Raw genomic sequence first — 25,974 nt, 5'->3', positions numbered from 1 at the left:
CGTGCCTCCCCCCCCCGCGTCCCCCCGCCCCCCGTGGGCGTTTAACCCCCCCCCCCCCCCCCGCGGGCCTCGTAACCTCGGTGAGCTCCTACAGTCCAGGTTTTGCTCCGCGACAGCGTGGTGTCAGGGACGCCGGGGCGACACCCACATGAATGAGCATCGTTTATGTAACTTCAGCTAACCAAATAACCCCGTCCTACACCCCATTCCTGCGGCCTTTTCCCTTTCTTCTGAGTGAAGTTTCCGAGAAAATCCCGAGCCCTTGCGCAGGGGGATTTCGGGCACTAGGCTCCGTCCGTCGTTGAGTATCAGCGATCGGGTTTAGCAGCCTGTTTTGGTGTTCCTCCTGCGCAAGTCCCGTCTATGGCGGCTTTGTGCGGGGCACTTTCGAGTGCGCCGGTATTGGGGGAACCGCCGGTCTGCTAACCCGTTTCAAAGCCGCCACCTTTTTTCGTTTAGCAGCGTGCATCAGGTGGCCTTAAGCAAGAGGTTTCCCTGATGATCAAAGTAACGCCAGATCCACCACAACCCACGCTAGAAGAGTCCCTGCAGCACGTCAGTGACCTGCTGCGTTGCGCAGCCGCCACTGCCTACGAAACCGGCGACAGTCTTAACGGTCCCAAACGCGATTTAGCCTTCTCGGTGGTGCACTTGATTGGTATGGCCAAGACCGAACTGGAGCGCTCATTGGCGCGGGTGGAGTCCAGGTAAATCCAGGTTGCGAATGAGGACCACCGTGGGAGCGAATTCATTCGCGAAGGCGGCATAACAAGCGATGGATATGTATTGATCGTGCTGGCCCTTCGCGAATGAATTCGCTCCCACCGCGAGGCGTCCTTCAACATGGAGGTCCGCTCACAGCTTCTCATCCAACCCAAACCGCTGGCGCAGTTTTTTATCCAGTAAACCTTTGGGCAGTAACCAGCTCATCAGGGGCAAAACCCTTGAGCCATTTCCTGAGCGGAGCATGCGCGGTGGCGTCGGCTGTTGTACGGCGCGCAATACGTCGAGGGCGAAACGGGTGGCAGGAGTCGGGTTGTCCTGCGAAGCCTTGGCCCTTGCCCGAATCCCTTCACGTAATGGCCACCACGGCGATCGCTCGCTAATCAGCAATTCAGCCTCATGGCTGGCGTTCTTTGCGAAACTCGTATCGATGGCGCCCGGCTGAACTTCCAGCACCTGAATCGAGAAGGGCGCCAACTCAAGGCGCAACGCGTCGCTCAAGGCATGCACTGCCGCCTTGGACGCGCAATACGCACCGGCAAAAGGTGTCACCAATACCCCGGATACGCTACCGATGTTCACCACCAGGCCCTTGTTGCGCCGCAGTGCTGGAAAGAACGCACGGGTCACGCCCACGATCGAAAACACGTTGGTTTCGAACTGGCGCTGCATCGCCTCGACGCCGCCATCGAGCAACGGTCCCATGGCACCGTAACCGGCGTTGTTGATCAACACATCCAGCCCATCAAACCGGGCCGCCAATTGTGCCAGCCCAGCGCCGTCATTGACGTCCAGTTGCACGCCAGTGAAACCCGCTGCGTTGAGCGCGGCAACGTCTTCAGGCTTGCGCGCGGTGGCCCAGACCTCATAACCGGCAACTTTGAAAGCATCCGCCAAGGCGCGGCCAATACCGCTGGAGCAGCCGGTGATCAGGACGTTGGGCATTGAAGTGTTCCTATGAATTAGTCCGAAAAACTGCCTTGTAAATGCTCAGCCCGAAACTCCAGCGTCTGCGGGCGATAGCCTTGGCGCAGGGGAGGGAGCGGCAAACAATCCTGCCACTGGCTACCGGCCTGTAAATCGCCGGGGCCTTGATAGCGCGGGCCTGCGTAGGCGTCGTCGGTGAGGTTGACGGTATCGCCAGGCGCATACGCGGCCACACGCCAACGCAGCTCGCGCAGCGGGACGTCGTTGGTGTTGTCGATCAGTACCAGCAGCGGCTTGCCGACAGGGCATTGATCCGGCGCGTAATTCATACGCAGGCCCAGATGCTCCAGGCGGCGGGTTTCGCGACTGTCTTGCCAGATGACCACCATCGCCACAAGGCCCAGGCCAGCGGCGGCCGCCAGCGAGACAGGCAAGGCCTTGGCCGGATAACGCAGTAACAAGACCAGCCAGGTGATGATAAGCAATGCGCCGAACAGCATGAGTCGCGCCTCGTGAACAGATGAGCACGCATCGTACCGAAAGCGGGCTGGAGTTTGCTAATGGTGATGAGCCATGCTTTCGGCGCGACGCACCCTCCTACACATAATCACAGAACCTGTTGGAGCGCGGCTTGCCCACGAAGCATTCAGCCCGGGCCACGTACCCAAAGGTAGTCATGGTATGCGTAGAGGCTTTCAGGCGACGACGGTATAGGTTGTGGTTGATGCTCCGCCGTACCAATGATCCTGATAAAGAAAGCTGAGTTCGAATTCGAATCTGTCTCCGTTTTTGAAAAGATTATTTATATCCGCTGCGCTATAACGGGCCTCTGTGTCTACGCCAGACGAGATGTTGGTCTGCTTGATCATGAGCGCCACACCGAGGGGGGTAAATAGAACTCTCTCGAAGGTGGTACTAAATGTGGGCATGACCACGCTGAACCCACCGTTTGCGACTGCTAATGGTATTTGGTCGCTGCCTAGCGTGACTTCTCGAATGTAAGGTACGGGGAATTGTGTCTTGGCATCCGGAATGGGAGGTGATTTAAGGGCATCTTCATAAGTTTTCATTTCACTAGTCCTTTTGTTTTTTAATCCATTAACAAACCCTGACTGCTTGCCGATTTGTTAAACCCAGCCTAATCCCGTTCAGCACGGCCCGGTACTGTCATAAATGACAGTCGCCGACAGATGGCGGCCTGTGAGTGATGCGCCGTCAGGAGCTGCCGCAGGCTGCGAAGGCGATCAGCTGGAGACCCTACGGTTCGCAGCCTTCGGCAGCTCCTACGGGGAAGAGCGGTATTTTTCAGGCCAAAAAAAACCTCAACAACCTGCTGCGGATGGGGTACGCAAAAGGTTGTTGAGGTGTACTGCTCGTTGCCGATTGCAGTTAAAACAGCAGATTAACGTGCAATGGTTTGCGTCTTGACGCCAGCTTCCAGTTGAGCGGAGCGACCGTAAACGTCTTCGTAACGTTCGATGTCGTCTTCACCCAGGTAGCTGCCCGACTGAACTTCGATGATTTCCAACGGGATCTTGCCTGGGTTTTTCAGGCGGTGAACCGAGGCAATCGGGATGTAGGTCGACTGGTTTTCGGTCAGCAGGAACACGTTCTCGTCACAGGTAACCTGTGCAGTGCCCGATACCACGATCCAGTGTTCGGCGCGGTGGTGGTGCATTTGCAGGGACAGGCTGGCACCCGGTTTTACCGAAATGCGTTTGACCTGGAAGCGGCCGCCCATGTCGACGGAGTCGTATGAACCCCATGGACGATAGACTTCAAGGTGGTTCTGAGTCTCGCTACGGCCCTGCTCATTGAGCGTGTTGACCATCTGCTTGACGCCCTGAACCTTGTCCTTGTGAGCAATCATCATGGCGTCTTTGGTTTCGACGACAACGATGTTGTCCAGACCGATCACCGATACCAGTTTGCCGTTGCCGTGGATCATGCAGTTGCGGCTGTCCTGGATAACCACGTCGCCTTTGGTGACGTTGCCGTTGGCGTCTTTCTGCTGCACAGCCCACAGCGAGGACCAGCAGCCCACGTCGTTCCAGCCAGCAGTCAATGGCACAACGCAAGCGCGCTGGGTTTTTTCCATCACGGCGTAGTCGATGGAGTTGTCCGGGCAGCAGGCGAAGGTGGCTTCGTCGATGTCGATGGTGTCGCCTTCTTGCTTGCTGCGCTCCAGGGTCATCATGCAGGTGTCGTAGATGTCCGGATCGTGCTTTTTCAGCTCTTCGAGGAAGCGGCTGGCGCGGAACAGGAACATACCGCTGTTCCAGTAGTAACCACCGGCTTCAACGAACTCGGTAGCGCGCTGTTCGTCAGGCTTCTCGACGAAGTGCGATACGCGGCTCACGCCTTCTGGCAGCAGCGCATCAGCAGTGGATTTGATGTAGCCATAACCGGTTTCCGGCTTGGTGGCCGGCACGCCGAACAGAACCATCTCGCCACGCTCGGCCGCAACAGTGGCCAGCGCCAGTGCGCGTTGCAGAGCTTTCTGATCTTCGATCACGTGGTCAGCAGGCATGACCAGCATCAGCTCGTCGTTGCCTTCGCTGAGCAGGTGCATGGCGGTGATGGCAACGGCTGGCGCAGTGTTGCGGCCAAACGGTTCCATGATCACGGTCTGGGTTTCGAGGCCCAGAACACTCAGTTGCTCGTTGACGATGAAACGGTGTTCTTTGTTGCAAACCACGATCGGTGCTTGCATGCCTTCGAACTTCAAACGCTCGAGGGTTTGCTGGAAGAGGGTATGGTTTCCGGTCAGCGCCAGAAACTGTTTAGGGAATTGTTTACGCGAAAGCGGCCAGAGTCGTGAACCGCTACCGCCTGACAAGATCACTGGAATCATGTTGTTTCTCCAAGAGCATTTCGAAATAGGGCTGTACGTCGGTCTGTCGTTTCTGTCTTGTTTTTGTTCCGTGTCGATCGGCCCACTCATCGGTGGGCCGACTGACTAATCCTTTATTAGCGAGTCGCTACCGGTGGTTTTACCCATACTGGAGACAGGCCACTGCCGCTACCGGTGATGTACAGCACGGCGGCTTCGCCACGCTCCAGGGCAACCGGTTTCAGGTCAGTCACTTTCTTGTCGCCGTCGTACAGCGCCAGGCTGACTTTTACCGGATTGATTTCACGCTCACCGGTGCCTTTGGCAGCAACGGTTTTTACGACTTCGGTTTTGCCGTCAGCAGTCTTCAAGGTCAGTGCCTTGTCGCTCAGGTTCTGTACGCGAACCAGGGATTTCTGCTTGTTTTTGAACGGTGGTTCTTCAACCAGTTGTGGCTTGCCGCTGGCGTTGTTGACCAGGGTGTAATAGTGGTCGCCTGCCAGTTTCACCGGGACGCTTTGGCTGCCCAGTTTGGCGGTGTAGTCACCTTGTGGCATGAAGCTGAATGCAGTGCTGCCCTGTGGTGCTACTTCGTTCATGTTGGTGTTGCCAACCGAAGCGCTGATCTCGGAGCTGCTGGCGTTGTAGACACGCACGAAGGTCGAGCCTTTTGGTGCGGTTGGGCCGTACAGCGCGGAGTCACCGGCGAATGCTTGCAGGGTGAAGAGGCTGATACCGGCAGCCAGTGCGCAGGTTTTCAGCAGGCTTTTCTTGGCAGTACGAGTGTTCGAATTCTGTAGGTTCATCTGTTTAGTCCTCTCAGTTTTGGGCCTGGTTTGGCGAGTCGGAAGGTTTGACGTTCTGAACGACGTTTTGTTGCGTTTTGATCGCTTCAGGAGCAGCTTTTTTTAGCTGTGCAATCCACTGCTGATCAAAGTCTTTAAGGTCGTTGTGAACGGGCAGATAACGTTCCGGAAATTCCCAGATCAATACTTGCGGCGGGCTGTTTTTGAACGCGTCGGTTTGCAGGTATTTGAGCATCGGCAGGATCGGGCCGTGGCCGTCTTCCGCGTAGTTCACAACATCACTGTGCAGCGCCTCTTTAAGCGCACCGACGAAGTTCCAGTTCGGGTTGGCGCTGTAGCTGGTGCCCACCAGACCAACAGCAACATCGCTGTCGGCGAACAACGCGTCATCGCCTTCGGCCTCTGCGGCTACCGGGTCAGTGCTGCGTTGTTGCAGTTGATCCGGTTGTGGCAACAGGTTGCTGAACAACGGGTCAAGCGGCAGGAAGTTGGTCAGGTCGCCTTTATAAGGCGCTGTTTCCTTGGCCTGGGTGACGAACTTTTCAGGCTCACCGCTCAATGGCGTCTGCTCTGCGATGACCGTGCCCAACTGCTTGGCCACAACTTCGGCACCCATCGGCGTCCAGTGAGTATCGGTACGCAGGAAGACCTGGCCGTGTTGCTTGGCACCTTGCAGCGGTGTCAGCAAATCAGGCGCGACCAGACCGGCTTGCGCAGCATGCTCGTGGAACTGCTGATAAAGATCGGTGTGCAACGTGGCAGGTTTGTTGTCGCCAATGTGCTCCGGATACAAGCGGGTCTTGGCAGGAATAATCGCCAGCACCAGCTTTGTACCTTTGGCGTTCAGTTCGTCGCGTACGCCCTGGATGATTGCCAGGTTTTCCGCTTCGTTCTTGTCACCGTTGGCGATGGCATCGAACTCTTCATCAGTGAACAGCCACTGATCCTTGCCGAGTACAACGCCCGGGCGGCCTTCGTTGAACAGCTTGTAATCCAGCGCTGCCCAAAGGTTGGTGCCCAGACGCTTGATCGGAAACTCTTCGTCGTAATGAGTTTCCGCTGCCTTGGTCCACTTACCGTTAAGCACGGTGGTTTCCGGGGTGGTCGAGAAGCTGGCAAAGCTGCGCAGCGACCAGATACCCAGGATCAGCAGGATAGCCAGGAACAGGGTGATGTAGAGGATGCGTAATGAACGGGTCATGGCAGGTCCTCAGAATTGGAAGTAAAGGAACGGCGAGAAGCTTTGCGCCGACAGTTTGAGAATCGAAGCAATGAACAGCAGCAGGATCAGTGCGCGCATTGCGTAACGTGGCCAGTCAGCAACCCAGTAAGCAGGCTGTACCTGAGCTTCAGTACCCACGATGTAGCCTGGTTCGTGAATGCTTCCTGGTTTGTCACCCGGTACGGCTTTGATCATGCCTGGCTGCGCAGTGGCAGGGCCGTCAGCCTGAACACCCAGATCCGGGTTGCTCTTGCTGGCAGCTTTTTCGGCAGGACGGTTGGCATAGAAGTCACGCAGACCGAAGAACGCCAGTGTTGCGTAAGCCACGACCATGGTCGCCACTTGCAGACCGGTGAGGCTGGCCTGGTTGAGTTCCGACAGTTTCCAGTCACCGAAGCCAAACATCGCGCTGTACATACGGCCGGCAACGTGCAGGTTTTCGGAGCGGAAGATGACCCAGCCAGTGACCACGATCAGGAAAGTCAGGGCCCAGCGCAGTACGTTAAAAGTACGTGGTGCGGTGTTCAGGCCGATGGCTTTCTCGATCGCCAGCCAGATACCGTGCCATGCACCCCAGATTACGTACGTGATGTTGGCGCCGTGCCACAAACCACCCAGCAGCATGGTGAGGAACAGGTTGCGATAGGTCGCGAACTTGCTGCCACGGTTGCCGCCCAGAGTGATGTACAGGTAGTCACGCAACCAAGTGGAGAGGCTGATGTGCCAGCGACGCCAGAACTCGGTGATCGACTGGCTGATGTAAGGCTGTTTGAAGTTTTCCATGAAGCGGAAACCCATCATCAGGCCCAGACCAATGGCCATGTCGCTGTAACCGGAGAAGTCGAAATACAGTTGCGCGGTATAAGCCAGTGCACCCAGCCAGGCGTCGCCTGTGGTCGGGTTTTCCAGCGCGAAGCAGTGGTCAGCGACAACGGCGAGGGTGTCGGCGATGAACACTTTCTTGATGAAGCCCTGCATGAAGCGCGTGCAGCCTTCGGAGAACTTGTCCAGGGTGTGGGTGCGATTGTTGAACTGGTCAGCCAGGTCACGGAAACGCAGCACAGGGCCTGCAATCAAGTGCGGGAAGATCGCGACAAATGCAGCGAAGTCGATCAGGTTGCGTGTGGCCGGGGTATCACCGCGGTACACGTCAATGATGTAACTGATGGACTCGAAGACATAGAACGAGATACCGATTGGCAGCAACACGTGGGTCAGGATGAACGGTTCCAGACCGACCGACGTCATCATTGCGTTGATGCTGTCGACGCCGAAATTGGCGTACTTGAAGTAGCCTAGGATACCGAGGTCGACCACCACGCCCAGCAACAGCCAGCGTTGAGCCGGCTTGGTGCGAACGCCTGCCGCACCAATCTGCAGGCCGATCCAGTAGTTCCACACCGTTACGCCGATGAACAGCGCGAGGAAGTCCACACGCCACCAGGCATAGAACACATAACTGGCAATCAGCAGCAGCAGATTGCGATAGCGTTGCCCGCTCAAGTAGTACAAGCCGAGGAAAATCGGCAGGAACAGGAACAGGAACACGTTGGATGAGAACACCATCCTGATATCTCCGTTTATCCATCAGTCAAGGGCCCAAAGCCCCCCCAAACCCCCCACACCGATGTGGGGGTTAACGCGTTACCTGTAGGAGCTGCCGAAGGCTGCGATAAGGTCGGTACGACCTTCAAGCAACTCCGAAATCAGCGACTGCTCCGCAGCCGATCGCAGCCTGCGGCAGCTCCTACAGTTTCAATCGTGTATCAACCGCCTTTGTCGCCTTTCTCATGCTCAGGGTCGTAGACCTTGGTCAAGTCACCGCCCAGACGGAAGGTTTTGAAAGGTTGTTTTTCGTGCTTGTCTTCAAGTACTTCAGGGCTGCAGGTGTAGAGCGAGCAGTACGGTTCCAGCCAGGCAAATTTCGGATCCTTCTTGAGGTCCGTCATGTCCTGTTTTTCACCGTTTTTAGCAGCGAAGGCAGCCGGGTCTTTCACGCCAGACAGCACGCGATCAGCCAGACGTTTCAATGCACCATTGTTTTCCGGACGCAGGTCTACACCATTGGCCTGCGCAAAGCTGGCGATCATCGCCAGTGGCGGCAAGGCGTAGTTGTGATAGGAGAGGGCACGCTGACGACGCTTCATCTCGTTCGGCAAGTAGCCTTCCGGATCGACTTGGCTGGCGGCGACTTTGAATTCTTTGATTGCCCAGTCGAACAGATCCTGACGGTTGGTGGCGACAGCCGTTGCCATCACCGACCATGCGGCCCAGTACGAGTGGTTGTTGATTTTTTCCATCGGCAAGTTGCTCCAGTCACTGATGACCTGGTCAGCCAGTTTGCTGAACCATGCCTCAATGATCTGTGCGTCCGCCTGGCGGTTGGCCAATGGATGCGAGTCGGAGAACTTCAAGCGCAGGTAAGCGGAGGACATGCTGCCCAACGCCCATTTGCGCATCGATTTACCGGTATGGTTGAAGTCCTTGGACTCCAGCGCATCAGCCTTGGCCCAGGTAGTCATCATGTTCAGCGCGCAATCGAGCTGTTCTGGACGACCATCGCGCATGTACTGCATCACGACTTTGCTGACGCCACGCTCAAGGGTGGTGATGTCTTTGGTCGCACTGCGAAACGCTTCTTCGGACGCTTCGTTCAGGGTCGCACGCGCCTTGTCTGAACCTTCGTATTTGCTGCGAAACACCAGCTTGTCGGTGTAAGGCTTTGGAACGGCGTCACAACTGAAGTTGTGGTCGCCGGTTTTCATTTTTTCGATCGGAGCGTCGTAGCCTTTGGGTGGCACGAGGTTCGCGGCGCTGGCGGCCCCGGCGCCACCGGCCATAATGGCCAGTGACAGCAGGGTAGGTAACATCAGTTTCGGAGTGTGCATAGGTAGCCTCATAACCCGGCTTGCGCAGTTTGCTGCGCAGTGCCTGGGAACACGTTGCGTTTGCATACTTTCGCTTCGACTTTCTGGGGTGCAGTGCCCGCTTCCGGACCCTGGATTTCCAGTGCTAGCAGTTGCTGGTCAGCCCAGTCTTCATCTGTTCGCAGTTCGAAGGAGAAGCGCCCGTCTGTATCGGATGTTTCCGGTTTTTCGATTTTCAGATCTTCGTGACGACCGTTCATGTACCAGAGTCTGGCTTGCAGAACTTTTACCGACGTGTCGGCAAAACGGATGTCGATCTGATTGCTGCCATTGCGGATGTTCTTGATTCCATTCTTACCGTTGACCAGCACTTCGTTGTTGCCGGTTTTCAGCGTGGTGCTTGCACTCATCAGTGCAGGTTTGCCTTCGCAGCCGTTATCCAGCAGCGACATCATCTGGCGGTAAATGGTCTCCTGGTCCAGGCGATACAGCGGCGAGAATTCCCAGATCAGGATTTTTGGTGGACGTTTCTGGAAGTCTTCACTGCCCAGGTACTGCAACATCGAACCTTCCAGACCACCGCCAGGGAAGGCGACGTTGAGGATGTCGGCACCGATGTACTCTTGCAGGAAGCCGGCGAAGTTATAGTTCTTGCCGCTGTGACTGGTACCGACCAAAGTGATTTCCGGGTTGCCGGAATCACCGAACAGGTCGCCGTCACCGGCCTCGCCTTTAGGCTCGGTGGTGAACTGGTCCATGTACTGGATCGCGTAGGTGTTACCGCACAATTGTGCTGCCATGTTGTGCAGGGTACCGGTTTTGCCCATGCGTCCCGAAACGTGGCTTTCGAATTCACGCTTTGGAATGTCGGCGTAGCCCGGGATTTTCTTCACGGTTTCGGCAACGATTTTCGCGGTGCGCTGAGCGCCGTATGGCGTCCAGTGCTGGTCGCCGCGGAAATAGAAATCATGGGCCTGTTGCTCGTTGGTCAACGGCGACAGATCCGGAACCCAGTAGCCCATCTTGTCGAAGCGACCCAGCATGGCCTTGTAGTTGGTCAGCGCTTTTTCATAGTCGAACTTGTCGCGTTCGGCAGGGAACAGTTTGTTGCGATCCACAAGGCCGCGAGTCGGCTGATACACCACTACCAGTTCAACGCCTTTGCTCTTGAAGGCATCGTGCAGTTGTTGCATGCGGCGATAGCCTTCTGGCGTGGTGTTGAATTCGGTACGCAGGTCTTCCTGGGTACGGAACAGCCAGTCACCTTCTGCTTGCACCAGCGTGGTGAAGTTCTGCTGGTAGCGCGTGGTGTAATTTCTGGCGTCATGCGCTTGCGGGCACAACTGGCAGCATGGCTCAGCGGTGAAGTTGGGCGCTTGCAACTCGTCTGCACGTGCGCCGCTGCTGATTGCCATCAGTGCTGCGGTCAGGCCGGACAGGCTGAGTAATTTGATCAAGTGTGCGTGCATAAACATTACCTTCTCAGTCCTGAAGTTCTTTCTGGCTTTCGACCGGATCGATCAGCACGGCTTTCTGTTGGCGTACCAGCAAGTCAAGGATTTCATCCTGACGTTCGCCCAGAATGCCGGCGAAGCTGATACCGCTGTTCTTGGTCGGAGCCAGCATCGCCACTCGGTAGAGTTCGATACTCAGTGGCGAATCGATCGACAGTGGGCCCGAGTTATTACCGGTCAGCTCACCGCCAACAACAATCAGCGACACCTTGGATTCGAACGGGTCGAGCGCGATGTCGCGGTCGGTGTTGCTCAAATCCTTGATGTGCCCGTAGACACCCAACAGACCGTTACCCATGGCAATGTTTTCGTAAAGGCGGATGTTCACGCTGTTACGAACGCGGATGCCGTGACGACGGTTGGCGATGACCTTGTTGCCCCACAGCAGGTTGTCGCCGCTTTCGTACAAGGTGATGCCGTCAGTGTGGTTCTGGTAAACCTCGTTGTAGGCAACGATGTTGTTAACGCTGTTACGGTCCAGAACCATGCCGGACAACTTGTTGTTGTGAGTCTTGTTGTTGAAGATGAAGCTGTCGTTCACCTCACGGGAAATAATGATCCCGTGCTTTTTCTTGGTTCCGTAAACGTCGTTTTCGGCAATGATCAGACCGTGGGAACGGTCGTGCGGGTCGATGCCGTAAACGATGTTGTCGCGGTAGGTGCTGCCTTTGACCACGAAGTCTTTGGTTTCATAGCAGTAGAAGCCGTACCACATGTCCGAGAATTCCGAGCCGACGATCCAGCCGGTCGGATCGGGCTTGTTCATCTCTTTGACCATGTTGGGCGTGTACTGGGAAATACTCACACCGTAGGACTTGCTCTGGTCGTAACCCAGGCTCGCCATTTTGGTGTTGATGATGTAGACCTCAGAGCCACCCCAGGACAGCAGGAACGGACGGAATTCATCGGGCTTGCGGAAGGTCGACGGCGTGTTGTCCTTTTCGCGCCAGCCATTCATCTGGGTGTCGCTCATGAACAGCTTGCCTTCGACGACCAGGAACGCACCTTTCTCTTGAGACAGGCGCAGCTCCTTGGTTTTCTTGTTGGCTTCGAAGATGCCGGTAGCCTTGACCAGAATCGGCAGGCGAGCCACGTAAGTGCCTGGCGATACTTCGCTCAGGTACTGTTTCGGGACTTTTTTTGCCAGATCCTGAACCGTCACATAGCCGTCTTCGATGATGATTGCCTGCGGGATGCCTTGTTGACGGGCAACCCATTCAGCCATCTTGTTATCGCCACCGATAAACTCTTTCAGACCCACTTCCGACATCATTCGAGCCACTCGAATCTTGCCCGCTTTGGTGCGGACAATTTTCTTGGCAGCGGCTTCGGCGGTGTAGCCGGAGAGGTCTGGCAGCTTGGGTTTTTCCAGGTGCAGTGTTTCCACCGGCGGGCTGCTGATGGTGTAGTTTTTGGCCTGCTGCAACTCTTTGACCACTGCCGCACCGTTCACCGGAGCCGGGACCGGGTTGACCGGCACTGTGGCGGCCATGGCGGAGCTGGCGAGCAACAGCGCGCCGCTCAGCACTGCGCTTTCGAGCAGTGCTTGTGGCCATGCGCGGTTGCGCAGACTGCTTGCTTGACTGTTCATCTCATCGCACTCCTTTCGCGGTTGCATCAGAAGCGCCAGATGACGTCTACGACGGCGCGGTGCATGTAGCTGTCGACTCCGCTGCCATAAGCATCACCCGGTTTGAATACACCGGCACGCAGACGGACGAGCGCTGAAGGTTCATCCATGGACTGGCTGAGTGCCGCAGGCATCAGGCCACCTTTGAAGTACTTGGTCACGACCAGGTCCATTTCCTGACCCAGGTCTTTATCGCCGTCGGTGGTCAATGGCAGGGACGAAAGAACGCCACTGTCTTCTCTGCCAACAGCGTTGATGCCGGACGTGCCGATTCGGGCATTGCCATCGGTGCGGCGGAACTTGTGGTAGATCAACGATGCGTCGTATTCATCCTGCATCTGCCAGGAGGCGAACAGCGAGCCGCTTTCCACGTTGGCCATTTCGCCCTGGAACGCTTCACCGAAGCGGTGAATGCGCGAGCGCGTACCGGTCCAGTTCGAGCGGTTGGATTCCAGACCGTTCTGTACGTATTCCTTGCTGGCGCGCGAGTAGGCGGCGCCGACTTGCCATTGCGGGTCCAGACGGAAACGCAGACCCAGGTCAGTGGCCCAGCCATTGACGTTACTGCTGGTTTTCGGGCCCGCTTCAAATCGTTGGTCAACGGGGTCGAACGGAGTAGTGATACTGTCTCGATCACCGGTCAGCCAGGTCACGCTGCCCCAGTAGTTGATCGGGTTGATGTTGCGATGATTGTAGGCATCGCTGTTGGCCTGAATGCCCAGCCAGGTGAGGTCACCATTGGAGGTTTTGTCCAGGTCGTCGACTTCCTGATCCTGCTTCTTCAGGTTGCCGTCGTCCTGGCTATGGTGTGCGCGCACACCTGCCCATTGACCTGGCATCCACTGGTAGCTGACGTCGCCGAAAATGTGTTTACGGTCTTCGTCCTGTGGAGACAATTCAGTCAGGTCAGTGCGGTATTCGCTGAAGCGTTGAGCCACGCCCACGTCTGCTTTGAGCAGTGTCGTGTCGAAGACCCAGTTCACGGCCTCGATGTTGGTGTCGTGCCACTGGCCATCGTCGTTGCGCAGGCGCTGACGACCGACTTTGAGTATCTCGCCGGGGTAGGCGGTGAAGCCGCTGTAACCAATCCAGAATTCGCGCAAGGCCAGGTAGCTCTTGTCGACTTCACGCTCGCTGGCATTGCCACGAGCCTGGACGGTTTGCTGGGTGCGGGCGTCGGTTTGCTCAAGAGGGTCAGTCTGGATGGTGTCAGTGGCAGTCACCACTTGACCCATCGCGTAACCGCTCCATTCACCGCGTTCGCCATAGACCCAAGGACGCAAGTCCAGACCAACACCGTTGACGTTGCCACCGGAGCGTGTGCCCAGGTCGCGGTCGCCTTCGGCCTGGCCGCTGATTTTTACTTCCAGACCAAAGTTCTTCTCTTCGGTCAGGGCCGCCAGTGTCGGCGTAGCCCAAAGCAGGGTAAAGCCAAGACCCAGGCCTGCGGCCATCAGGGGATTCAACTTCATAGTGGTGCGTCCTCGCCGTCTTCTTCTTTCAGGGCTTGAATGGCCAGCGCGTTTTGGCTGGTGATGCCCCGGACGTTTTTCTCTTGCTGCAACAGCCGTTGGGCGGTGGCGAGTTTTTCAGGTGGCAGGGCGGTGCTGATTTCCTGCGCGAGATCAGTGGCAGCCGGCGTCGGCGTTGGAGCCTGAAGCGCCAGTTGGCTGAACACCCAGGCATTGACCGGGTTAGGCATGGTGCCTCTGCCTTGGGAAAACAATTGGGCAATGGCAAAGTCAGCGCTGTTCTGGCCGCCACGTGCAGCGATCAGCAGTTCGTCCAGTGCCTTTTGCGATTCGACCTTGCCGAGGTAGCCACGGCGGTAGATCTGACCCAGGTAGTAATGCGCAGAGAGCTCACCGCCAGCGGCGGCTTTTTTCATGTGTTCTTCTGCTTTGCGTGAATCAGCCGGTACCCATTTACCTTCGTAGTACAGGCGCCCCAGCAACAGCTCGGCGCGGGGTTGGTCCGCAGCACGACCGTTATCCAGGTATTCCATCATCTTGTTGACGTCGCCCAGTTCGGGGAAGTCGTAAAGCAGTTTGGCCAGTGTTACCCATGAAGCGGGATAACCCGGTGCAACTTGCTCAAGCAATTGCTGAGCGGTTTTTTCATCGGGAGTACCGATGGACGCATCACCCAATACGCGGGCTACGCTGTCAACACGCTGAGCGCCGACGCCGCCAACGGAATAAGCACTTTTCAGTTGCTCGACCACTGCGGTGCGCTGTTCGTTCTGGCCACGTTTCTGATAGACCGTCACCAGCTCGACGTAGCAGATGTCGACTTTGCTCAGTGCGTTTTTGCAGATGTTTTCCACGTCATCCAGGTGCTGGTCGTAAGTGCCCTGGGTGCGGTACAGCAGCACTTGGGCCAGACCAGCTTCCGGATAACCCTGTGCACGCCACTCGCTGATTTTCTGCTGGGCATTCACGTTCGGAAAGCTGTGCGGGAATTGCAGGTAAAGCATGGCCAACGGTGTCAAAGAGCTGGTATCGCCACTGGCGAAGGCCTTTTTCAGCAGGCTTTCCGCTTCGTGGTGTTCAGCTTCAGTCGCGCCCGGCTTGGTCGCCAGCAGGCGACCCAGACGAGCTTGAGCACGCGGCGACGTTTCAGCAGCAGCGCGATAAGTGGCTTCAGCTTCCTTGATGCGCTGCGGATCACCGCTTTGCACTGCAATGTCAGCCAGGCCTACCTGTGCATCGCTGTAGCCCAGGTCCGCCAGTTGCCGATAGTTCTGTTCTGCCAGAGCGGTGTCGCCGTTCTTCAAGGCTTCATTGGCCAGGCGTTGATCGGGCAGACCGGCACAACCGGTCAGCGCGATGGCAACGGCCAGGCTCAATAGGGTAGGGCTCGACAATCGTTGTAATGGGCTACGCATGTTAGAGACCCGCGGCCATGGCTTTGTCGATCAGCCAGTTCATCGATGGACCACGATCGCTGGTGACTTCAACCGGACGGCCAGCCAGGGAAGTGTCCAGCACTTCGTCAGGCTTGATCTGCACGCGGATATCGGTGGCCAGATCTGTTTCGCTCAGGTTGGTGCTGCTGACGATTTTGCCGCTGCGAATGTTTTCTTCACCGGCTACCTGGAAGTTAACGCGGGTGCCTGGCTTGACGTCGTTGAACTGGCGATAGGTGAAGCGGGCTTCAACGTTGGCTGCGGTGTTACGCGGTACCAGTTGGAAGATCACCTGGCCTTTGGCAGCGAACTGACCATCGGAAACCAGTTGCTTGGCAATCACACAGTCGCAAGGGCTGGTGAGGGTACCGGCCATTTGCTTGCCATACAGCTCTTCGATTTTTGCAGGTTGCAGGTCGTCGCCGTTCAGGCTGCCCTTGAGCATTTCCAGCATGCTGGTGTTGAACGAGGCCATTGGTGCGCCCTTGGCGACCGGAGTGTTGACCGCGACCAGGCTCTGCACGGTGCCTTCACGCGGCATCGTTACGTCCATGGCTGGCAAGGTGACCAGGCCGGCCGAGGAGTGGCTGACGAAGTACAGGCCGTAAACGGTTTTGAAGATAAAGCCGAATGCTGCCAGACCGACGATGAAGATACCGAGGGTGAAGGTCACTGCGCGCAGGCGACCCAGAGCGCTCATGCCGTCGCCGCTGCCTTTCACCTTGCGTGCTTTGGTGAAGTTGTCACGCTGCAGGGTAGCCAGCACTTCACCCATGCTGACGATGTCGCCGCTCAGGTGCGAGGTGATCAAGTGACGCAGGGTGGCGATGTCTTGAGCTTCCAGATTCTGGAACTGGCAACCCACGCGACCGGTGGAAGGATCAATGGAGCGCACCTGCATCTCAACGTCCATGGCCAGGCCAAGGTTGTCGATCAGGAACTGCAGGCGCCCCTTGATAACTTCACCTGCCGTTGGGCGCTGCTGCGCAGGCGCGACGAAGCTCAGACCGCCAGCGGACAAGTCTTCAACTTGTACCAGAGGCGCGTTCGGGGCTTCGAGCAAGCGCAGCTTGGCCGGGATTTTGACCCGGGCGTGTTGGCGCTGGGCTTCGGATTCGTGTACGACGTTTGCATTCACGGCTGTATTCATGGCTAATTTTTCCTACTTAAGCGATTAATCCGTTGGCCCGGTTTAAACCATCGTCAACAGCACTGCGACGAAGATGGTGCCAGCCGAGAAAGTCATGGTTCGAGATGACCAGGTGTTGAACCAACCCTGGAAACTGGCCATGTCACGGCTGAGTTTGGTGTCTTGACGCGTCCAGGACTGGCGGTCCAGGCGGAAGAAGACGTAGATCTTCATCAGTGCGCCGACGATCTGGTTGTAATAAAGAATGACGGGGTAGGCCGGCCCGATGTTGTGCCCTGACAAGGACAGCAGCAGGGTCAGGATCAAGCGGGTTATCCCGATCCACAGCAGATACATCAGGATGAACACACCGCCGTATTTGAAGCTGGCGATGATCGCAACGGTGAGGCCGAGAATGGAGGTCCACATTGACACACGCTGGTCGAACAGCACGATGCTGGTGAAGATCCCCAGACGACGAACGCCCAGACCCAATGCACGCGAGTTCTGACGCAGGTTGTTGCCGTACCAGCGATACATCAGTTTGCGGCTGGCCTTCAAGAAGCTCTTTTCCGGCGGGTGCTCAACGGTGTTGATCGTAGCGTCCGGTACGTAGAACGTGTCGTAGCCAAGACGCATCAGGCTGAACCAGCTGGACTTGTCATCACCGGTCAGGAACTTGAACGTACCCAGACGCCAGTGATGCAGCGAGTCGCTTTCAACGTCGGCGATGAACTCAGGGTCAGTCACGACGGTGGCGCGGAACACTGACATACGACCGGTCATGGTCAGTACGCGCTTGGACAGGGCCATCGAGCACATGTTGATGTGACGCTGCGCGAAACGCAGTTTGTGCCACTCACTCATGATGTAGCCGCCGCGGACTTCGCAGAACTCGTTAGTGGTCAGGCCGCCGACATTGCCGAACAGCTGGAACCACGGAACAGTCTTGCGAACCACACCTTCAGACAGCACGGTGTCGCCGTCGATCACGGCGACCACTGCACGGTCGTCCGGCATGTGCCGGGAGATTGCGCGGAAGCCGAAAGCCAGACCGTCGCGTTTACCGGTACCGGCAATACGTACGAAGTCCAGTTTGACGTGAGCAGGCGGGTTGGCCTTTTCCCACATCGCCTTGACCAGCAACTCGTCTGACATTTCTACCAGGGAGCAGACCACGGTGGTCGGGTAGCCGCATTCAATGGCTTCGCGAATCACCGAGCTGTATACCTGGGCGGTGGTCAGTGCGTCGATACGAAAGCTGGTGACCATCAGGAACACGTGAGACGGGTCCGCCGACTTGCCCAGCTTGCGCACTTTGCGACGCAGGTGCGGGTAAACGATGTAGAGAAAGATCATGCCGCGCACAAAGTGCGTAGCGCCCATCGAGTAGCGCCAGATGCCCACGGCGCCAATCAGGAAAATAAAGTTCTTCGACTGTGAGTCGAAGATACTGGTAGGCAACGCGGTTGCGAGAGCCCCTAATAAACTCAGGTAGAACAACCAACCTGCGGCCTGTAGTAGACCATGCTTAAGCCTGTGCATATCTGCATCCGTCTCGGTATCGGGTGAGCCTTTGAGGTGGCCCGAGTTGGTTTAGGCAGGCGTGTAACAAGCGCCCTTTTTCCGTAGCCCGTCCGCGGTAGAAGCCAGCTTGTTGGTGAAAGGATTGACCGGTCATAAACCGGTCAATCGTCTCGCCAACAAGTTGGCTCCTACGGTTGACCTGCCCCGAAGGGCGCTCTGACAGCCGTTACCAGCAGATACCTTCAGCGCTAGCGTTTTCGGCAGTAGTGGTGGTCATGAAGCCGACCAGGTCCACAATCTGCTTGCCCGCTGGAGCCTTGTCGGCCAGGGCGCGGAAGCGCTCATCACGGTTGCCCAGGATGATCACGTCGGCGTGTTCGATCACAGCGTCGAAGTCCGAGTTCAGCAGGGACGAAACGTGCGGGATCTTGGACTCGATGTACTCTTTGTTGGCACCGTGAACACGAGCGTATTCAACGTTGCTGTCGTAGATGCTCAAGTCGAAGCCTTTACCGATCAGCATTTCAGCCAGCTCTACCAGCGGGCTTTCACGCAGGTCGTCAGTACCGGCCTTGAAGCTCAGACCCATCAGCGCGACTTTGCGAGTGTCGTGGGCAGCCACGATGTCGAAAGCGTTCTGAACCTGGGAAACGTTACTGCGCATCAGCGAGTTGAGCAGAGGTGCTTCAACGTCCAGGCTGCCAGCACGGTAGGTCAGGGCGCGGACGTCTTTTGGCAGGCAAGAACCGCCGAAAGCGAAGCCTGGACGCATGTAGTACTGGGACAGGTTCAGTTGCTTGTCTTGGCAAACCACTTCCATTACTTCACGACCATCGACGCCGCACGCTTTGGCGATGTTGCCGATTTCGTTGGCGAAGGTGACCTTGGTGGCGTGCCACACGTTGCAGGTGTACTTGATCATTTCGGCAACAGCGATGTCCTTGCGGATGATCGGTGCGTCGAGTTCTTCGTACAGAGCTTGCAGCACGTCGCCGGACGCTTTATCGAACTCGCCGATAACGGTCATTGGCGGGTGATCGTAGTCTTTGATCGCGGTGCTTTCGCGCAGGAACTCAGGGTTCACTGCAACGCCGAAGTCGACACCGGCTTTTTTGCCGGAGCAGTCTTCGAGGATTGGGATCACAACGTTGGCAACAGTGCCCGGCAGAACGGTGCTGCGCACAACGATAGTGTGACGGGTGTCTTTTTCACGCAGTACGAAGCCGATTTCGCGGCAAACGGATTCGATGAAATCGAGTTCCAGGTCGCCGTTTTTCTTGCTAGGAGTACCCACGCAGATCATCGACACGTCAGTGGCGCGAATGGCCTCGGAGAAGTCCGTGGTGCCACGCAGTTTGCCAGTGCGAATGCCCTTGTCCAGAAGCTCGCCCAGACCAGGCTCTACGATTGGCGATTTGCCGTTATTGATAAGGTCGATTTTGGCGCTGGAGATATCAACACCAACAACATCATGACCCCGCGCAGAAAGGCAACCGGCACATACTGCACCGACGTAACCCAAACCAAAGATGCTGATACGCATCGTACTCTCCTCGATTTACACGCCATTAAGTTGGCTGGATATTGAATTTTGGCCAGCAGGTATCGCGCACTCGGATGTGGGACTTAAAGAAGTCTCACAACAAGTACAGGCATATTTAAAAAAGACGAGTGCCAGAAGTAACTAAGGCAATCTCAAATACTGCTGAGTCTTGAACGGCAAGTAACCTGGCTGTGACAGCGACAGGGCCTCGCTCTGGGATGTGGTAAACCACTCCTTTAGGTGCTGACGCTGTCTTGATGCCGACAGACCCGGACCAGAGCCTTGGGCTGCCATGCCTCAATGTCGCGTTATGCACTTGAACAGTGCTTTGCCATACGACTAAAACTTTGTAAGTGTGAGCCAATCTCCCGACTGCCTACCGCCGCTGATCCTGAGATCAGTGTGATGAACGGCAACTTCCACATTTTCTACACCCCTTGTAAGTGATCTCTCACAAGGAAGGCGAGAATTGTTACGGGATGTAGGAGCGTTTGATTCCGGGATAAGTTCCGGGCCACTCGTCCTCTTTTTGAGAATTTTTCTTTTTGAAGGCCCGGATGGAGTGATCGCACTGTGATGTCATGTATGCTGCAGGCCTTGTCAAGCAAGGGTTGCCGCCGAGTCGGTGTGAGGATGCTACTACTGTGAACAAGCCAAATGCTACTACACAAAAAATTTGTTAATTTTTTGAGAAAAACACTAACTAAAAAAAGGTGACTGTTAGTTGGCGACAGTAAATTGTCAAAGTGCAATTTGCATGACGTTTATAAGGGGATAAATAGCATAGTGCAGGGGATAAACTCGCCTTAAGCGGGTTAATACGAATGTTGTGGAATGCCTTTGACCGGAAAAGCAGCATTTCAGGCAGTGAAAATGCCGCGAAAGCGCCAGCGTCTTGCCCGGTCAAAGCGGGTCCTCCTGCGGAGCGAAGAGCTACGATTCGGGCGTGTCGCGCAGGAATACCAGACGGGTTGCCGTTGACTGCTCTTTGCTGAAGCGATAACCCCCGACGTCGAACTGTTTCAGTGCATCCGGTGTATCGATTTTTTCCGATATAACAAAGCGGCTCATCATGCCCCGCGCCTTCTTGGCGTAGAAGCTGATGATCTTGTATTGGCCGTTCTTCAGGTCTTTGAAATCGGTATCGATGATGCGCGCGTTTAATGCTGGACGTTTAACGGCAGAAAAGTACTCGTTGGACGCCAGGTTCAACAGCAGGTCATCGCCTTGTTCTGCCAGTGCCTCGTTCAGCCACTCACTGATTCGTGTGCCCCAGAACGCGTAGAGATCCTTGCCGCGAGCATTGGCGAGTTTGGTGCCCATTTCCAGCCTGTAGGGCTGCATCAGGTCCAGTGGGCGCAACAGACCATAAAGGCCGGACAGCATGCGCAAGTGATCCTGGGCATAGCTGAGTTCAGTTTCACTCAGTGTTTCGGCTTGCAAGCCGGTGTACACGTCGCCTTTAAAAGCCAGCAGCGCCTGTTTGGCATTCTCCTGAGTGAACGCTGGGGTCCAGCTGCCGAAACGTGCGGCATTGAGCCCTGAGAGCTTGTCGGAAAGGTGCATCAATTCGCCGATCTGTGCGGGGGTCAATTCGCGCAGTATCTCGATCAGTTCCTGGGAGTGATCCAGATACTCCGGCTGGGTAAAACGTTCGGTCGTCGGCGGGGTTTCGAAATCGAGGGTCTTGGCTGGGGAAATCACCATCAGCATGGGGTCGTCTCCTTTAATCGTCGGACGATTCTAGGGGCTGTTGGAGCCTGACTCCAGCTATGGTGGTGATAGGAGAGATGTTTTGACGCGTGGCGAAGGGCTGTAGGGGGGGGGCGTTCCTGTATTAGGCAACTTGTTGGCGAAAGGGCAGGCGCGGTTCTTCAGGCACGCCGCCTCGCGAACAAGTTCGCTCCTGCCGGGTAGCGCCTTGTCAGGGGACGCAGAAGCATTTGTATCGGTGCGGACACAAGCCCAGCCACTCATATCAGCTATAGTGCGGCGCTTATCCAGGTTCGATGTTCAGGGAGCGATTGGTGTTGCGTAAGTTTCTAGCAGTGTGCGCGTGTCTGTTCAGCGTTCAGGCCATGGCGGCTCCGCCTTCGGTTGCAACCATTGACCGTAGCCTTTGGCCGGAGCGGCTGGAATCGCCTGATCTGTTCGATGTGGCATCCCGTGCGGAGATTCTCGGCTTTGCCCACGAATTGCTGGCTAGCGAAGCACTGGACGAGGAGGGGCTCAAGAAGCGTCTGGGGCTCAGGTACGTCAACGTGCCGTCACTGAATCTGCTTCGTCACCGCCTCTGGAACCGTTTGCTGGAGGGTTACCAGAGCGCGCAATTGAGCTGCCCCCAGGACGCATCGTTCTGCGTGTTGGTCGAGGACATGGACCAACTGCGCCAGCGTGCCGCCGAATTCACCATCGCCAGCGATTCGTTCTACGCCAACTGGGCTGCGCCGAGTGCGACCTTTCATGAGCGCTATCTCAACGAACTGATGTACATGGCGGCGTTATTCCCGCAAACCAGCAGTGAAATCGCCCTATATAACTCTGATGAGTTGAGCGGCGATGAAATGGCTGACCGTACCTTTCAGATGAATTTCGAAGGTGGCCCCACCGGCGCTGACGGGGGCACCGACTGGCTGACTGACTTCATGCGTCAGCAGAAGATGAACGCGACGTTCTTTGTATTGGGTAAGAACCTGCAGGAGCGCCTCGCCGCGACTAACGGCACCGCGTTGCAATCGCTTTATCGTCTGCAGTGCGTCGGCATTCAGGGATGGGAATATCGCTCGCATAGCCAGTGGCTGGAGTGGCAAGACTCGGTGCGTCGAAGTGAAGGCCTGACTCAACAACTGCTACCCGACAACTTCATCCCGCTGTTCCGTCCTCCCTACGGCCATCGACGTGCGGACAGCGGGCAGTTCTTTCGTGATCAGAATCTGCGGGTGTCGCTGTGGAATATCGATGCGCAGGACAGCAATGGTCGACTGACGTCCGAGCAGATAACAGACCGGATTGTGAACCTGATGTTGCTGTGGCGGCGAGGGACAGTGGTGTTTCACGACGCCAGTGCGAGGGTGCAGTCGGCAGTGCCGCTATTGCTCGCAAACACCGCACAAAGCGAGTTGATCTGGGACGATTGCCACAATATCCCTGACAGGCCCGCAGAATAAGGGCTTGCGTTCATTTTTATGGGCGGATAGGGCGAATTTTCCGACGATTTCAGGTAGAGCGGACTTCCGACTGTAAACGGGCTTGGGCAGGTCGCCAAGGGCTATTCGTCATACTGTGAAATAAACTTCAAAAAAGTGTCAAAGTGCTTTTTTCTGTCATGTGTTTTGCGGTATTACCACTATCAGACCGCCGAAACCTGCAACACAGGTGGCGTCCTCCAAGACTCCATCTTGAGCATTTCTCTCCTGCCCTAAGGAGAGAGCCCGGCGGCCTTTTCGTGGCGCAGTGTGAGTGGTTCTGCGTCACCTGGCTTTTATAAAGGTGAGCGAGTATGGATGATCACGGACGCACCCCTTCTTCTACCCAGCCAATCCTTTACGTGCTCGATACCAACGTACTGATTCACGATCCAAATGCACTGCTGAATTTCGAAGAACACCGCGTCGCCATCCCCATGACCGTGCTGGAAGAGCTGGACAAGCTCAAAGCCGGTAAACATTCGGTCGCTGCCGAATGCCGTCAAGCCATCCGCCTGATCGACAAGACACTGGGCGAAGCCACGCCTGAAGAAGTCGAGAAGGGCGTACCCATCGACCGTGGCACGGGAGTCTTCAAGGGCTTCCTGTCGATCATGATGAGCAAGCGCGAGGAGCCCAACAGTCTTCTACCTGAACACCTCAATGACAACATCATCATCAACCAATTGATTGACCTGCATGCGCGCGACAAGGACTTGCGTCTTGTGCTGGTCACCAAAGACATCAACATGCGTCTTAAGGCGCGTGCCTGCGGGATCGCGGCCGAGGATTACAGCACCGACCAGTTGGTCGATGACGTGTCGATGCTGTCCCGTGGTTATCACAACGTGACCGGCTCCTTCTGGGACCGGGTCAGTAAAGTCGACACCCGTCAGGATCACGGCCGTACCTGGCATCGCGTGCAAATGACTGAAATGCTGCCGTCGGTACACATCAACGAGTTCATCATCGACGAGCAAGGGTTTGTCGGCTGGGTCAAAGGCGTCAAGGCCGACGAACTGATGATTCTGGACATGCATCAGGAGCCACTGCTGCATCAGGAAGCCTGGGGTCTCAAACCGCGTGATATCTACCAGGGCCTGGCGCTGTTTGCCTTGCTTGACCCGGATATCCATCTGGTCAACCTGTCCGGCGCTGCCGGTTCCGGCAAGACCATTCTGGCGCTGGCTGCGGCCATCGAGCAAACCATGGTCAGCAAGCGTTATCGGCGAATTATTGCGACTCGTAGCGTGCAGGGTCTCGACCAGGAGATCGGCTTCCTGCCAGGCACCGAAGCAGAAAAAATGGAGCCTTGGCTGGGCGCCATCACCGACAACCTCGAAGCCTTGCACATGGATGACGAAAACACCCATGGCAGCGTCGATTACATCCTCAGCAAAGTGCCGTTGCAGTTCAAATCCCTCAACTACATACGGGGTCGCAGCTTCCAGCAAAGCCTGATTTTGATCGATGAATGTCAGAACCTGACGCCGCACCAGATGAAAACCATCATCACCCGTGCCGGCGCTGGTTCAAAAGTGGTCTGCCTGGGCAACCTCGCGCAGATCGATACTCCATACCTGTCGGCCACCAGTTCCGGGCTGACCTACCTGACGGAGCGCTTCAAAGACTTCCCGAACGGCGTGCACATCTCGCTGCAAGGCGTGCCACGCTCAATTCTGGCTGAATATGCGGAGTCGCATTTGTAAGCATTGAAGATCCCCACCCGTGGGAGCGAATTCATTCGCGAAGAGGCCGTTTCAGGCACATAAATGTGTCGGATGGGATGGCCTCTTCGCGGATGAATCGGCTCCCACAATTGTTTCATGCCCTGTCGGTTGCTTTGTTTAGGTTTACAATCCCCGCTCCTGTTCAGGAGTAACGTTGTGCTCACTCATCTAGATTCCCAAGGTCGCGCCAATATGGTCGACGTCACTGATAAAGCTGTGACGTCCCGTGAGGCGGTGGCCGAAGCATTAATCCGTATGCTGCCCGACACCCTGCAAATGATCGTCAGCGGTGGGCATCCCAAGGGGGATGTGTTCGCCGTGGCGCGCATCGCCGGTATTCAGGCAGCGAAGAAGACCAGCGACCTGATCCCGCTGTGCCACCCTTTGATGTTGACCAGTATCAAGGTGGAGCTGAGCGCTGAAGGCGCAGACGCTGTGCGCATCGTCGCCCGCTGCAAGCTGGCCGGGCAGACCGGTGTAGAAATGGAGGCGCTGACCGCTGCCAGCGTCGCTGCGCTGACCATCTATGACATGTGCAAAGCGGTTGATCGCGGCATGGTCATCGAGAACGTTCGCTTGCTGGAAAAGCTCGGTGGCAAAAGCGGCCACTTCATTGCCGACGAAACGGCACCGGAGGCTTCATGAGCATCAGCGTCCAGTATTTCGCCCGTTACCGGGAAACCCTGGGGACTGACGGTGAGCAGGTTGACGGCGAGTTCGCCACTATCGACACACTGCGCCTGCATTTGCTGGAGCGCGATGGGGTGTGGCAAGTATTGGCTGAGCAGAACCTGATGTGCGCTCGCAATCAGGAGCTGTGTCAGTTGGATGAGCCCTTGCAGGCGGGTGACGAAGTGGCATTCTTCCCGACCGTGACCGGAGGCTGATCATGGCGATTCGGGTTCAGGCAGAACTGTTGGATCCTGGCGTTGAAGTCAACGCTCTGCATGCAGCTAACGTCGGCATCGGCGCAGTGGTCAGCTTTGTGGGCTACGTCCGGGACTTTAACGAAGGGCGGGAAGTCTCGGGGATGTTCCTGGAACACTATCCCGGCATGACTGAAAAGGCATTGGGCAAGATTGTGCTTGAGGCCGAACAGCGCTGGCCATTGCTCAGGCTGGAAGTGCTGCATCGGGTTGGCGCGCTGGAACCAGGTGAGCCGATTGTGTTTGTCGGCGTTGCCAGTGCCCATCGTCAGGCAGCCTTCGAGGCCTGTGATTTTGTGATGGACTACCTCAAGACCCGTGCGCCGTTCTGGAAGAAGGAGAACACGTCAGAAGGGCCGAAATGGGTCGAGGGGCGGGCGAGTGATAAAGCGGCGGCGGGGCGGTGGGAATAAACAAGCCTGTAGGAGCGCGCTTGCCCGCGATTGAATGTACCAGGCGACATTTCATCGACTGGACTGACGCTATCGGGGGCAAGCGCGCTCC

22 protein-coding genes are annotated in these 25,974 nt (G+C 56.6%); 6 read left to right on the top strand and 16 right to left on the bottom strand.

The features are described 5' to 3' along the window. Positions 1-498: 498 nt before the first annotated feature. The gene (locus RX972_RS20590; RefSeq protein ID WP_122703880.1) at positions 499-711 is read left to right on the top strand and encodes a DUF6124 family protein; all 213 of its coding nucleotides are present in this window, start codon (positions 499-501) and stop codon (positions 709-711) included. Positions 712-855: 144 nt separating this feature from the next. Here the strand turns inward: RX972_RS20590 and RX972_RS20585 are convergent, their stop codons facing one another. The 16 genes from RX972_RS20585 to yaaA all read right to left on the bottom strand — a co-directional run bounded on the left by RX972_RS20585 (position 856) and on the right by yaaA (position 21,342). Continuing rightward, positions 856-1,668 (bottom strand): SDR family oxidoreductase, encoded by an 813-nt coding sequence (locus RX972_RS20585; RefSeq protein WP_316877975.1) that lies wholly within the window; start codon positions 1,666-1,668, stop codon positions 856-858. A gap of 17 nt (positions 1,669-1,685) precedes the next feature. After that, positions 1,686-2,150 (bottom strand): hypothetical protein, encoded by a 465-nt coding sequence (locus RX972_RS20580; protein WP_027898948.1) that lies wholly within the window; start codon positions 2,148-2,150, stop codon positions 1,686-1,688. 195 nt (positions 2,151-2,345) lie between these two features. Then, the gene (locus RX972_RS20575; RefSeq protein ID WP_316877972.1) at positions 2,346-2,720 is read right to left on the bottom strand and encodes a hypothetical protein; all 375 of its coding nucleotides are present in this window, start codon (positions 2,718-2,720) and stop codon (positions 2,346-2,348) included. A 332-nt stretch (positions 2,721-3,052) separates the two neighbouring features. After that, positions 3,053-4,504 carry a mannose-1-phosphate guanylyltransferase/mannose-6-phosphate isomerase gene (locus tag RX972_RS20570; RefSeq protein WP_099270426.1) on the bottom strand — a complete coding sequence of 484 codons (1,452 nt, stop codon included), beginning with the start codon at positions 4,502-4,504 and terminating at the stop codon, positions 3,053-3,055. A 116-nt stretch (positions 4,505-4,620) separates the two neighbouring features. Further along, complete coding sequence (locus tag RX972_RS20565) at positions 4,621-5,289, bottom strand: alginate O-acetyltransferase AlgF (RefSeq protein WP_027898946.1); 669 nt, start codon at positions 5,287-5,289, stop codon at positions 4,621-4,623. A 13-nt stretch (positions 5,290-5,302) separates the two neighbouring features. After that, a complete protein-coding gene (locus RX972_RS20560) occupies positions 5,303-6,490 on the bottom strand; it encodes an alginate O-acetyltransferase (protein ID WP_027898945.1) in 1,188 nt (395 codons plus the stop codon). A gap of 9 nt (positions 6,491-6,499) precedes the next feature. Beyond that, positions 6,500-8,077, bottom strand: a complete 1,578-nt coding sequence (locus tag RX972_RS20555; RefSeq protein ID WP_027898944.1) for an MBOAT family O-acyltransferase — start codon at positions 8,075-8,077, stop codon at positions 6,500-6,502. A gap of 200 nt (positions 8,078-8,277) precedes the next feature. Then, entirely contained in the window at positions 8,278-9,399 is a 1,122-nt protein-coding gene (locus tag RX972_RS20550; protein WP_231675414.1) for a mannuronate-specific alginate lyase, read from the bottom strand. Positions 9,400-9,407: 8 nt separating this feature from the next. Continuing rightward, the gene (locus RX972_RS20545; RefSeq protein ID WP_027898942.1) at positions 9,408-10,847 is read right to left on the bottom strand and encodes an alginate O-acetyltransferase AlgX-related protein; all 1,440 of its coding nucleotides are present in this window, start codon (positions 10,845-10,847) and stop codon (positions 9,408-9,410) included. A 13-nt stretch (positions 10,848-10,860) separates the two neighbouring features. Then, positions 10,861-12,483 (bottom strand): mannuronan 5-epimerase AlgG, encoded by a 1,623-nt coding sequence (gene algG / locus RX972_RS20540; protein WP_255881129.1) that lies wholly within the window; start codon positions 12,481-12,483, stop codon positions 10,861-10,863. A gap of 26 nt (positions 12,484-12,509) precedes the next feature. Beyond that, positions 12,510-13,994 carry an alginate export family protein gene (locus tag RX972_RS20535; RefSeq protein WP_316877964.1) on the bottom strand — a complete coding sequence of 495 codons (1,485 nt, stop codon included), beginning with the start codon at positions 13,992-13,994 and terminating at the stop codon, positions 12,510-12,512. Then, positions 13,991-15,409, bottom strand: a complete 1,419-nt coding sequence (gene algK, locus RX972_RS20530) for an alginate biosynthesis TPR repeat lipoprotein AlgK (protein ID WP_027898939.1) — start codon at positions 15,407-15,409, stop codon at positions 13,991-13,993. The genes RX972_RS20535 and algK overlap by 4 nt, the downstream gene beginning before the upstream one ends. 1 nt (position 15,410) lies before the next feature. Beyond that, positions 15,411-16,580 carry an alginate biosynthesis protein Alg44 gene (locus tag RX972_RS20525; RefSeq protein ID WP_316877961.1) on the bottom strand — a complete coding sequence of 390 codons (1,170 nt, stop codon included), beginning with the start codon at positions 16,578-16,580 and terminating at the stop codon, positions 15,411-15,413. A gap of 42 nt (positions 16,581-16,622) precedes the next feature. Continuing rightward, entirely contained in the window at positions 16,623-18,104 is a 1,482-nt protein-coding gene (alg8, locus tag RX972_RS20520; protein ID WP_099270421.1) for a mannuronan synthase, read from the bottom strand. Positions 18,105-18,312: 208 nt separating this feature from the next. Continuing rightward, a complete protein-coding gene (locus RX972_RS20515) occupies positions 18,313-19,629 on the bottom strand; it encodes a nucleotide sugar dehydrogenase (RefSeq protein ID WP_027898936.1) in 1,317 nt (438 codons plus the stop codon). 933 nt (positions 19,630-20,562) lie between these two features. Beyond that, a complete protein-coding gene (gene yaaA, locus RX972_RS20510; protein ID WP_316877958.1) occupies positions 20,563-21,342 on the bottom strand; it encodes a peroxide stress protein YaaA in 780 nt (259 codons plus the stop codon). 317 nt (positions 21,343-21,659) lie between these two features. Between yaaA and RX972_RS20505 the strand changes: the two genes are divergently transcribed. The 5 genes from RX972_RS20505 to moaE all read left to right on the top strand — a co-directional run bounded on the left by RX972_RS20505 (position 21,660) and on the right by moaE (position 25,883). After that, positions 21,660-22,796, top strand: a complete 1,137-nt coding sequence (locus RX972_RS20505; RefSeq protein WP_316877957.1) for a polysaccharide deacetylase family protein — start codon at positions 21,660-21,662, stop codon at positions 22,794-22,796. A 332-nt stretch (positions 22,797-23,128) separates the two neighbouring features. Continuing rightward, positions 23,129-24,523, top strand: a complete 1,395-nt coding sequence (locus RX972_RS20500) for a PhoH family protein (protein ID WP_027900702.1) — start codon at positions 23,129-23,131, stop codon at positions 24,521-24,523. 177 nt (positions 24,524-24,700) lie between these two features. Continuing rightward, positions 24,701-25,189 carry a cyclic pyranopterin monophosphate synthase MoaC gene (moaC, locus tag RX972_RS20495; RefSeq protein ID WP_316877956.1) on the top strand — a complete coding sequence of 163 codons (489 nt, stop codon included), beginning with the start codon at positions 24,701-24,703 and terminating at the stop codon, positions 25,187-25,189. Continuing rightward, entirely contained in the window at positions 25,186-25,431 is a 246-nt protein-coding gene (locus RX972_RS20490; RefSeq protein WP_231675420.1) for a MoaD/ThiS family protein, read from the top strand. The genes moaC and RX972_RS20490 overlap by 4 nt, the downstream gene beginning before the upstream one ends. A 2-nt stretch (positions 25,432-25,433) precedes the next feature. Beyond that, on the top strand, positions 25,434-25,883 hold the full coding sequence (gene moaE / locus RX972_RS20485; RefSeq protein ID WP_316877955.1) for a molybdopterin synthase catalytic subunit MoaE: 450 nt from the start codon (positions 25,434-25,436) through the stop codon (positions 25,881-25,883). Positions 25,884-25,974 lie beyond the last annotated feature (91 nt).

Origin of the sequence: Pseudomonas syringae group sp. J309-1, from assembly GCF_032582135.1 — a bacterium.
Taxonomy (GTDB): Bacteria; Pseudomonadota; Gammaproteobacteria; order Pseudomonadales; family Pseudomonadaceae; genus Aquipseudomonas; species Aquipseudomonas quasicaspiana.
This window is presented reverse-complemented; position numbering and strand designations above follow the sequence as displayed.